General features: G+C 63.7%; 10 protein-coding genes. 2 read left to right on the forward strand and 8 right to left on the reverse strand.

Annotation, left to right across the window (positions count from 1 at the left end):
- Together VKM35_RS07575 and VKM35_RS07580 are read left to right on the forward strand one after the other, a co-directional pair.
- A partial coding sequence (locus VKM35_RS07575; protein WP_324320005.1) for a DHA2 family efflux MFS transporter permease subunit occupies positions 1-1463 on the forward strand: 1463 nt, incomplete at its 5' end.
- Positions 1464-1551: 88 nt separating this feature from the next.
- Positions 1552-2958 carry a cation:proton antiporter gene (locus VKM35_RS07580; RefSeq protein ID WP_324320007.1) on the forward strand — a complete coding sequence of 469 codons (1407 nt, stop codon included), beginning with the start codon at positions 1552-1554 and terminating at the stop codon, positions 2956-2958.
- Positions 2959-3030: 72 nt separating this feature from the next.
- On the opposite strand, the gene VKM35_RS07585 is transcribed toward VKM35_RS07580, so the two are convergent.
- Genes VKM35_RS07585 through VKM35_RS07620 form a run of 8 tightly spaced genes read right to left on the reverse strand, consistent with a single transcriptional unit; the run spans position 3031 to position 9680 of the window.
- Positions 3031-3726: a 4'-phosphopantetheinyl transferase family protein gene (locus tag VKM35_RS07585; protein ID WP_324320009.1), complete on the reverse strand. Its 696-nt coding sequence runs from the start codon at positions 3724-3726 to the stop codon at positions 3031-3033.
- 48 nt (positions 3727-3774) lie between these two features.
- Positions 3775-4215 carry an excinuclease ATPase subunit gene (locus VKM35_RS07590; RefSeq protein WP_324320011.1) on the reverse strand — a complete coding sequence of 147 codons (441 nt, stop codon included), beginning with the start codon at positions 4213-4215 and terminating at the stop codon, positions 3775-3777.
- Positions 4216-4261: 46 nt separating this feature from the next.
- The gene (locus VKM35_RS07595; RefSeq protein ID WP_324320013.1) at positions 4262-5506 is read right to left on the reverse strand and encodes a beta-ketoacyl-ACP synthase; all 1245 of its coding nucleotides are present in this window, start codon (positions 5504-5506) and stop codon (positions 4262-4264) included.
- Positions 5506-6234: a 3-ketoacyl-ACP reductase FabG2 gene (locus VKM35_RS07600; RefSeq protein ID WP_324320015.1), complete on the reverse strand. Its 729-nt coding sequence runs from the start codon at positions 6232-6234 to the stop codon at positions 5506-5508. The genes VKM35_RS07595 and VKM35_RS07600 overlap by 1 nt, the downstream gene beginning before the upstream one ends.
- On the reverse strand, positions 6231-6701 hold the full coding sequence (locus VKM35_RS07605; RefSeq protein ID WP_324320018.1) for a hotdog family protein: 471 nt from the start codon (positions 6699-6701) through the stop codon (positions 6231-6233). Before VKM35_RS07605 ends, VKM35_RS07600 begins: the two co-directional genes overlap by 4 nt.
- A 2-nt stretch (positions 6702-6703) precedes the next feature.
- Positions 6704-7900, reverse strand: coding sequence for a beta-ketoacyl-ACP synthase (locus VKM35_RS07610; protein WP_324320020.1), 1197 nt, complete (start codon positions 7898-7900; stop codon positions 6704-6706).
- Positions 7897-8460 (reverse strand): DUF3261 domain-containing protein, encoded by a 564-nt coding sequence (locus VKM35_RS07615; protein WP_324320023.1) that lies wholly within the window; start codon positions 8458-8460, stop codon positions 7897-7899. Before VKM35_RS07615 ends, VKM35_RS07610 begins: the two co-directional genes overlap by 4 nt.
- Positions 8448-9680, reverse strand: coding sequence for an NAD(P)/FAD-dependent oxidoreductase (locus tag VKM35_RS07620; RefSeq protein ID WP_324320025.1), 1233 nt, complete (start codon positions 9678-9680; stop codon positions 8448-8450). Before VKM35_RS07620 ends, VKM35_RS07615 begins: the two co-directional genes overlap by 13 nt.
- Positions 9681-9701: the final 21 nt, after the last annotated feature.

Genomic DNA, 9701 nt, shown 5'->3' on the forward strand with positions numbered 1-9701 from the left:
ACGTGCTCGACACGTCCATCGCGAACGTGTCGATCCCTGCCATCGCCGGCGATCTCGGCGTGAGTCCGTCGCAGGGCACCTGGGTGATCACTTCGTTCGCGGTCGCGAATGCGATCTCGGTGCCGCTCACCGGCTGGTTGACGCAGCGCTTCGGCCAAGTGCGGTTGTTCACAGCGAGCGTGGTGTTGTTCGTGATTGCGTCTTGGCTGTGCGGCCTGGCCACGAGCCTGGAATCGCTGATCGCCTTCCGCGTGCTGCAGGGCGCGGTCGCCGGACCGATGATCCCGCTGTCGCAAACGCTGCTGCTGTCGAGTTATCCGAAAGCGAAAGCCGGCACGGCATTGGCGATGTGGGGCGTGACCACGCTGGTGGCGCCGGTGATCGGGCCACTGCTCGGCGGCTGGATCACCGATCAAGTGTCCTGGCCATGGATTTTCTACATCAACATTCCGGTGGGCCTCGGCGCGGCGGCGATCACCTGGAGTCTTTACCGCACGCGCGAATCGCCGATCCGCCTGTTGCCGATCGACAAGGTCGGCCTCGCGCTGCTGGTGATCTGGGTCGGTGCGCTGCAGATCCTGCTCGACAAGGGCAAGGAACTCGACTGGTTCGAGTCGAACCAGATCATCATTCTCGCGCTGGTGTCGCTGGTGGGATTCGCGCTGTTCCTTGCCTGGGAACTCACCGAAGAACATCCCGTCGTCGACCTGCGCCTGTTCCGGCGACGCAATTTCTGGACCGGCGCGCTGGCGATGTCGCTGGCGTATGGCGCGTTCTTCGGCAATGTCGTGCTGCTGCCGCTATGGCTGCAGCAATACATGGGCTACACCTCGACGCTGGCTGGCATGGTGCTGGCACCGGTCGGGTTGATGGCGATCCTGCTCTCGCCATATGTCGGCCGGAAAGTCGGCAATACCGACCCGCGCTATCTCACCACGGTGGCCTTCAGCGTGTTCGCGCTGGTGCTGTGGATGCGTTCGTATTTCAACACCGACGCCGACTTCACCACCATCATGATTCCGACCGTGATTCAGGGCGTGGCGATGGCGTTCTTCTTCATCCCGCTGGTGAGCCTGACGCTGTCGGGCCTGCCGCCCGATCGCATTCCGGCGGCATCGGGACTGTCGAATTTCGCGCGCATCACCGCCGGCGGTTTCGGCGCGTCGCTGGCGACCACGCTCTGGGAAAGCCGTGCGACCCAGCACCACGCGCAACTCGCCGAAGCGATCAATGTCGGCAATCCCGGCGCGACCTCGGCGCTGAACTTCCTGCAGGCACAGGGTTTCAGCAACGACCAGGCGCTGGCCACCATCAATCGCCTGATCGACCAGCAGGCGGCGATGCTCAGCGCCGACGATATTTTCCGTGCGTCGGCCTTGCTGTTTCTGTTGCTGATCCCGGTGGTCTGGCTGGCGCGACCGATCCGCACCGGTGCGCCCGTGGATGTCGGCGGCGCGCATTGACGCGGGTGCGTGGAGCAGTGGCCTCTGCGACAATGACGCCCCGATTTCGCCCGGTGACGCCGCGCATGTCAGCGATCTGGAAACAACCGTGAGTCCACGCAGCGATGATTCGTCGCAGGAAATCAAAGCGCGCTCGACGCCGTGGTTCGGCTACGCCCTGCTCGCCCTGTTGCCCTTGCTGATCGCCATGCTGGTGGTCGCGCATGCCCCTGCTGCCGAGAATATCGTCGCTGCGTTGCCGGCAAACACACCACTTGCAACTCTGCTCGCACATTTTGGCGACCCGCTGCCGCGTTTCATGCTGCAGTTGCTCGTGGTGCTGGCGTCCGCGAAATTCGCCGGCATCGCAATGCGCCGCCTCGGGCAACCGGCGGTGATCGGCGAAATGCTCGCCGGCATCCTGCTCGGTCCATCCTTGTTCGGTCTGCTGCTTCCGCAGGCGCAGACTTGGCTGTTCCCGAGCTCCTCGCTGGTCACACTCAATCACGTCAGCCAACTCGGCGTACTGGTTTTCATGTTCGCGGCCGGCGCCGAAGTCGATCTTTCGCGTCTGCGCGGCCGCCGCGGCATGACCTTGCTGATCAGCCACGCCGGCATCGCCCTGCCCTTCCTGCTCGGCATCCTGCTGGCCTGGCCGCTGTTCCGATCCTATGCGCCGAACGGCATCGCTTTCGCCGGATTCGCGATGTTCATGGGCATCGCGCTCAGCGTCACCGCCTTTCCGGTGTTGCTGCGCATCCTCGAAGAACGCGGCGACAGCGCGACACCCATCGGCCTGATCGCGATCACCTGTGCCGCGCTCAGCGACGCGACGGCCTGGGGCATGCTCGGCGCCATCGTCGCCCTGGTGAAATCGCAGAGCCTGCTCGGCGTCACCGTGAGTCTGGCGCTGGCACTGATTTTCGCCTGGCTGATCGTCGCACGCGCACGCGCCTGGTTTGCCCATCGCATCGTTGAGGAAGTGCGCGAGCCGCAATGGATGGTCGCGCTGGTGCTGTTGATCCTGATCTGCGCGCTGTTCACCGAAGCGATCGGCCTGCACGCGATGTTCGGTGCATTTCTCGCTGGCATCGCGGTGTCGCGCAATACCGCGTTGCGCACCCTGGTCGAGCACAAGATCGAACCCTTTGCCGCGGTGCTGCTGCTGCCGGTATTTTTCGCCAGCACGGGCCTGCGCACGCGTATCGACCTGCTCAGCGGCAGCGAATGGTTGCTGTGCCTCGGCATCGTCGGCGTCGCGACCCTGGGCAAGCTCGGCGGTACGGCGATCGCCGCACGCTGGTCAGGCCTGAGTCGCATCGATGCGTTGCGTCTGGGCAGCCTGATGAACACCCGCGGCCTGATGGAATTGATCGTGCTCGGCCTCGGTTACGATCTCGGAATCATCAGCCAGGCTCTGTACGCGATCCTGGTGTTGGTGGCGATCATCACCACCGTCATGACTGGCCCGCTGTTGACGGCCATCGACAGGTTCGAGGCGAGACAAAAAACCTGATCGTGGGAACGGCATGACGGCGACTGTCTCAAGAAATCGCGATGCTTCAAGCCGTCGCGGTCATGCCCGCTCCTACAGAGCCCAGTAGGTCGGCTCTGGCGCATTCTCCCAGCCGATCAAATGCGCGCGGATTCCCTGCGCGCCGACGATCGCCAGCGTCACGCCATCGCTCTGCCAGGTCAGTGCCATGGCCTGCTCGGGAGCGCACTCGCTGAAAGTCTGCTGCCGCGCCGCCTGAATGCGCAGGCCTGTGCCCTGCCGCTTTCCATAAGCTTCCTTCAGCGTCCAGCAGCGATAGAACGCAGCGGCGGATTCGCTCTCGGGCAATGCGCGCAGAGCGGCATTCTCTTCCGGCGAAAACACGAACTGCGCGAGCGCGGCAAGATCGCGCGGCCGCGGATTGAATTCGAGATCAAGCCCGATCGCCTGCCTGGCGACGGCGCTGGCGATGCGATCACCGCTATGGGTCAGCGAAAGTTGCAGCATGCCGCGACTGCCATCGCGCGAAACGAGCATCGGCGCGCCGCTGTCGGAACTCACGATGTCCCAGTCGTCGCTGTCACCGCCGCCATACTCGGCCGCGATCTCGCGCGCCAACCAATGGCCGGCAAGAAACTGCCGGCGTCGGCGCGGTGCAGAAATCGCTGCCAGGCGCTCTTGCTCGGAAGAATTCAACCAATCCAGCGATGCCTCCGCCGACGGCGAAAGATCCGCCAGCGAAGCGAGGCGGATGCGGATCGCTTCCCTGTCATCGCTCACGATATTCATCACCGATCATCCACGCGCATCACGATGCCAGCGATGCCGCGAGAAAATTCAGTGCTTGCCGATCTTCGCGTACGTGCCCTTCAGCGCCACGCCCGCCATGATGTTGCCGGCATGGCATTCGTACTGCGTCGGGCTGGCCCAGGTGACGTTCTTGTAGTTGCTGGTGATGCCGATCACTGCGTTCGCGCCATGCGCCTTCGCGTCGTCCTGCAATGCGACCAGCGCAGTCAGCATCACCCAGCGGCAGGCATCGGTGTCGCTCTTGCCGGCACCGCTGGTCTTGCGATTGGTGGTTGCCGCGCCGAGATTGCTCAGCACTGCTGGCGTCTTCTGCCCGGCGAAATAGAATTTCACCGAACCATCGAGCTTCCCCTGCGAGAAACCCGGGTCAGTGACAGTATTCACGTCCAGATGCAGGACGGTGTCGCGGGCGAACGCTGGCATCGCGACGGCGATAGCTGCGAGCAGTACGAGGGAAATTCGCTTCATGGTCATGGCTCCGGAGTGTGTTGGGTCGGGAAACTGGGAAAGGAATTCAATCGCGCCAGCGACGCAGGATAAGCGACGTGTTGATGCCGCCGAAAGCGAAGTTATTGCTCATCACGTACTCGCCTTCGATGCGCCGGCCTTCGCCCATGATGTAGTCGAGTGCACCGCAGCGCGGGTCGACTTCGTCGAGATTCACGGTTGGCGCGAACCAGCCTTCGCGCATCATCTCGTAACTGATCCAGGCCTCGAGCGCGCCGCAGGCGCCGAGCGTGTGGCCGGTGTAACTCTTGAGCGAACTGATCGGCATGCGCTCGCCGAACACCGCGTTCGTCGCCGTGGTTTCGGCGATGTCGCCGTGATCGGTGGCGGTGCCGTGGGCGTTGACGTAGGCGATCGCTTCCGGCGGCAGATCGGCATCCTGCAGCGCCAGACGCATGGCGATCGCCATCGTCGCGGCATTCGGTTGCGTGACGTGTTGGCCGTCGCTGTTGGTGCCGAAGCCGACGATTTCCGCAAGGATGCGCGCACCGCGCGCGACGGCGTGATCGTAGTCTTCCAGGATCAGCGTGCCGGCGCCTTCGCCCACCACCAGACCATCGCGCTTGGCGTCGAACGGTCGCGGCGTGAGTTCCGGCTCGGCGTTGCGCGTACTGGTCGCGAACAAGGTGTCGAATACGGCGGCGTCGGTGACGTCGAGCTCTTCGGCACCGCCCGCCAGCATCACCGTCTGGTGCCCGGCCTTGATCGCCTCGTAGGCGTAGCCGATGCCCTGGCTGCCCGAGGTGCAGGCGCTGGACGTCGTGATGACGCGGCCGGTGATGCCGAAAAACACGCCGATGTTCACCGGCGCGGTATGCGCCATCATCTTGATGTAGGTGGTGGCGTTGATGGTCTGGGTGTTTTTCTCCAGCACCATGCGTCCGAAATCGCTCATCGATGCCGGCGTGCCCGCCGAGGATCCATACGAAATGCCGACGCGACCGCTCTTGAGCAATGGATCGCCGAGCAGGCCGGCATCGATCAAGGCCAGCTCACTCGCTCGCGTCGCCATCAAGGCGACCCGGCCCATGCTGCGCGTACTCTTGCGGTTGTAATGTTCGGGCAATTCGAACGGCGCTGCCGGCACGCCGAGGCGCGTGTTCAATCCCTTGTAAATCGACCATTCGTCGTAGTGCCGCACGCAGTTGCGACCGGCGCGGAGATTGGCCAGTACCGTCGGCCAATCGTGACCCAGCGGGCTGATCGCGCCCATGCCGGTGATGACCACGCGTCGTTGCACATTCGAACGCATCAGACCATTCCTCCATTCACCGAAATCACCTGACGGGTGATGTAACCCGCCCCCTCCGACATCAGGAAACTCGCCAGCGCCGCCACTTCTTCCGGTCGGCCCACGCGGCGCATCGGGATCATCTTCATCGCTTCCTCGATGATCTCGCTACCGATCATGTCGGTCTCGATCAGGCCCGGTGCGATGCAATTGACGGTGATCTCGCGCTTGGCCAGTTCCAGCGCCAGCGCCTTGGTCGCACCGATGATGCCGGCTTTCGCGGCGCTGTAATTGGTCTGGCCGCGATTGCCGGCAAGGCCAGACACCGAAGCCAGCGTGACGATGCGTCCGGGTTTGCGTCGGCGCACCATCGGCATCACCAGCGGCTGCAACACATTGTAGAAAGCATCGAGGTTGGTGTGGATGACGCTGTCCCATTCCTCGCCAGTCATCGCCGGAAAAGCATTGTCGCGGGCGATGCCGGCGTTGCAGACGACGCCGTAATACGCGCCATTCGCCTCGACATCGGCAAGCAGCAGTTGCGCGCAGGCCGCGCGATCGGCGACGTCGAAAGCGAGCACGCGGGCATCGCGGCCGAGCCCGCGGATTTCCGCGGCGACGCTTTCGGCTTCTTCGATGCGGCTGCGGCAATGCACGACGATGTCGTAACCGTCCTGCGCAAGCCGCAATGCGATCGCCTTGCCGATGCCGCGGCTGGCGCCGGTGACGAGGATGCTCGGGTTTGTCATGGTTGCTGGCCCTCCAGGAAGGCCTCGGGATTCTGCGGTTCGAAAACGGAAACGTTGGCGGTGGCGATTTCCTCATCGCCATCGAGGATGCGGCAGGCGAACAGACCGAGGCCGTTCTCGCCGAACAGTTCGCGATGACCTTCGATGCGCAGGCGCAGACCGAAGGCAAATACCGAACGGGCGCAGGTGTAGCGGCGCGTACCCAGAAGGAAACCGAGCTTGACGGTTTCCTGCCGCGCCAGCGCACGATAGCCAGCCCATGCGGCGATCGCCTGCGCCATGTATTCGATGCCGACCCAGGCCGGTACGCCGGTGTCGTCGGCGAACTGATTGCCCGCGCCGACATCCGCTTCGACCACGACGTTGTCGTCGTCACAGAAAATCAGGCGATCGACCAGCAGCATCGCACCGCGATGCGGGACGACGTCTTCGATAGGAATATCAGCGGGCGAGCGATCGGCGCGCATGCTCAGTCCACTCCCAGCACGAGCGCGGCGTTGCTGCCGCCGAACGCGAAACTCTGGCTGAGCACATGGCGAAGCCTGCGCGCGGAAACTTCTCCCGGCTGCGCAAAACGCAGCGTCGGCAGTGTCGCGTCGGCGATGCCATCCCACCAATGCGGCGGCAGCAATCCGCGCGGATTTTCCGCGAGCGCGAGCCAGCTCAGGCCGGCTTCGATCGCACCGGCGGCGCCCAGCGTGTGACCGGTCAGCGGCTTGGTCGAACTCGTCGGCACGTCCGCGCCGAACAGTTCGGCAACGACGACGCTTTCCATCGCATCGTTGTGCTGGGTCGCGGTGCCGTGCAGGTTGATGTAGTCGATCGCGGCGGCATCGAGCTGCGCGCGTTGCAAGGCCTGGCGGATCGCATCGGCGGCGCCCTGCCCGCTCGGATCCGGTGCGGACATATGGTGGGCGTCGGAGCTTTCGCCCCACCCAGCGAGACGCACCGCGCTTTCATCGCGACTCATCAGGAACAGCGCAGCGCCTTCGCCAATGTTGATGCCACGACGATTACCGGAGAATGGATTGCAACGGGTGGCCGACACCGATTCGAGCGCGCTGAATCCGGCAACGGTGAACGCACACAGGGAATCGGCACCGCCGGCGACAACCGCATCGGCGAGACCGGCATTGAGCAGGCGTGCGCCGGCAGCCAGCGCTTTCGCACTGGACGAACACGCCGTGGAAATCACGTGCGTCGGGCCATTCGTGCCCAGCTCATGCGCGAGGAAATGCCCCGGGCTGGCCATTTCCTGCTGCAGGTAGTCGTAGTCCACGGGCCATGCCCCATGCGTCTCGAAATGGCGTTGCGCGCGCTCGCCTTCGCCGATGCCGGAGGTGCTGGTGCCGAGCACGATCGCAACGCGATGACGGCCGTGGCGTGCGATCACCGCATCCACGGTCGGACGGATTTCCATCAGTGCCAGCCGCAGCAGCGCGTTGTTGCGGCTGCGCAGGTACCGCGGCAAATCGTCAATGGCAGGCAGCGCGGCTGTCACGGCTCCCAAGGCCAGCGGACGGCCGGGTGTGATCGACTCGCTCACGGCAACACCGCCGACGCTATCGGCATTGAACAGCGCCGCCGCGACCGCAGCGCGACCCGCGCCAAGGGCACAGACAATGCCGAGCTCGTTGAGGTACACACGCGGCGACATCGCTGTCATGGCGATGCTCCATCCATCGGCACAGACAGGATCGATAGACGATAGCCATCGACGGCTTCGTCGATCTCGATGCGATTGGCTTCCGGATAGCTGATCGTCGCAATCAACTGTGCGTCATGATGCAGTTCGCGCCTGCCCTGGATTTCCGACAGGGTCCAGCCCGAAGGCAGCGCTGCCTGGATTTCCGCCATCGGCCAGTACGCGAGCTGCAGATCGCTGAGCACGCGTTCGCCTTGCAACGTCGGCGGCAACCAATTCGCGCGCGATTGCTCCAGCGCCTTGCCATCCCAGCGCAAACGCAGCGCCGACTGCCCCATCGCCTGCACTGCGAGCCGTACTTCCTGCGCATCGACTTCCAGCAGCGCATCCATCGAGCGCTGCTGGTCACCGAAACTGAAACTCAACTGCTGCTGCAACGCGAGCGCATGCCCGAGGCTGGCCGGCGACAGGCGCAGCAAAGGCTGGCTGGAAATCGCCGGCGCCGGCGCACGCGTGACCGGATGCATCGCGCAACCGGTCAAGGTCAACGCAAAAAAACTGGCGATGATCAGCCGGCGCACAATTGCTCCAGCACCGTCAGGCGGCGCTTGGACTCGGCGACGTAGGGATTCTTTTTATCCCATGCATAGCCAGCGAGAATCGCGCTGATCATTTCGCGCACTTCTTTCGAGGATTTTTCGAAGAAGATGATCTTCTGGAATCCACCGGCGTACCAGGCCTCGACGAAGGTGCGGAAGGTGTTGACGCCTTCGCGCAGGGGAATGCCGTATTCGGCTTCCCAATCGATGCTCTCGCCGGCGAACTGACGCTGGAGGCAGGCCGTGGACAGGCTCGCCGATTTGAAGGCGATGGTCACGCCCGAGGAAAATACCGGGTCGAGGAATTCGCCGGCGTTGCCGAGCAACGCGTAGTTCTTGCCCCAGAGCGATTTCACGTTCGCCGAATAACCGACGATCTGCCGCGCCGGTGTATCCCATTTCGCGTTCTTGAACAGCTCGGTCAGGCCTGCATCTTCGCCGACGATCGCGCGCAGGCGTTCCATTTCCGTGCCCGGATACTGATCGAGGAAATCGGTACGAGCGACCACGCCCAGCGAGCAGCGACCGTTCGAGAACGGGATCGTCCAGAACCAGACATCGTCGTGCTGCGGATGCACGGTGACCAGGATCTTGTTGCGATCGAAACTGCCGCCGGGTGCGACGCCGTCCTCGACATGCGTGAAGATCGCGCCGCGAGTCGGGAAGTTGGATGGATATTCGAGCTTGAGCAGTCGCGGCAGGATACGACCGAAGCCGCTGGCATCGAGCATGAACTGCGCATCGATGCGGTATTCCTCGCCCTGCGGATCGCGAACGATCACGTGTGGCGTGTCGCCTTCGACATCGACGGCGATCACTTCGTGGCGATAGCGGATTTCCGCACCGGCGCGTTCGGCGCCATCGGCGAGCACCTTGTCGAAGGTCGCGCGCTGCACCTGGTAGGTGGTGCCCCAGCCTTCGGAAAATTTCTGGCGGAAGTCGAATTCGGTGTACTTGTCGCCGCATTTGAATGCCGCGCCATTCTTGTACTGGAAGCCGGCTTCGACGACATCCTTCAGCAGGCCGGCGGCTTCGATGTATTCCATGCTCTGCGGCAGCAGGCTTTCGCCGATCGAGAAGCGCGGAAATTGTTCCTTCTCCACGATCAGCACCTGCCGGCCCTGCTGACGCAGCATCGCCGCCGCGACGGCGCCGGCCGGGCCCGCGCCGATGATCAGGATTTCGGTTTTTTCACTACGCATGTTCGATCTCGCAAAGTTGTG

This window comes from Arenimonas sp., from assembly GCF_035312645.1.
In the GTDB taxonomy this organism is placed as follows: Bacteria; Pseudomonadota; Gammaproteobacteria; order Xanthomonadales; family Xanthomonadaceae; genus Arenimonas.

Bases quoted from the DNA above. Each gene is read 5' to 3' on its own strand.
- VKM35_RS07610 (WP_324320020.1), bottom strand. From the start codon at position 7,900: ATGACAGCGATGTCGCCGCGTGTGTACCTCAACGAGCTCGGCATTGTC.
- VKM35_RS07620 (WP_324320025.1), bottom strand. From the start codon at position 9,680: ATGCGTAGTGAAAAAACCGAAATCCTGATCATCGGCGCGGGCCCGGCC.
- VKM35_RS07605 (WP_324320018.1), bottom strand. From the start codon at position 6,701: ATGCGCGCCGATCGCTCGCCCGCTGATATTCCTATCGAAGACGTCGTC.
- VKM35_RS07590 (WP_324320011.1), bottom strand. From the start codon at position 4,215: ATGAAGCGAATTTCCCTCGTACTGCTCGCAGCTATCGCCGTCGCGATG.
- VKM35_RS07585 (WP_324320009.1), bottom strand. From the start codon at position 3,726: ATGAATATCGTGAGCGATGACAGGGAAGCGATCCGCATCCGCCTCGCT.
- VKM35_RS07600 (WP_324320015.1), bottom strand. From the start codon at position 6,234: ATGACAAACCCGAGCATCCTCGTCACCGGCGCCAGCCGCGGCATCGGC.
- VKM35_RS07595 (WP_324320013.1), bottom strand. From the start codon at position 5,506: ATGCGTTCGAATGTGCAACGACGCGTGGTCATCACCGGCATGGGCGCG.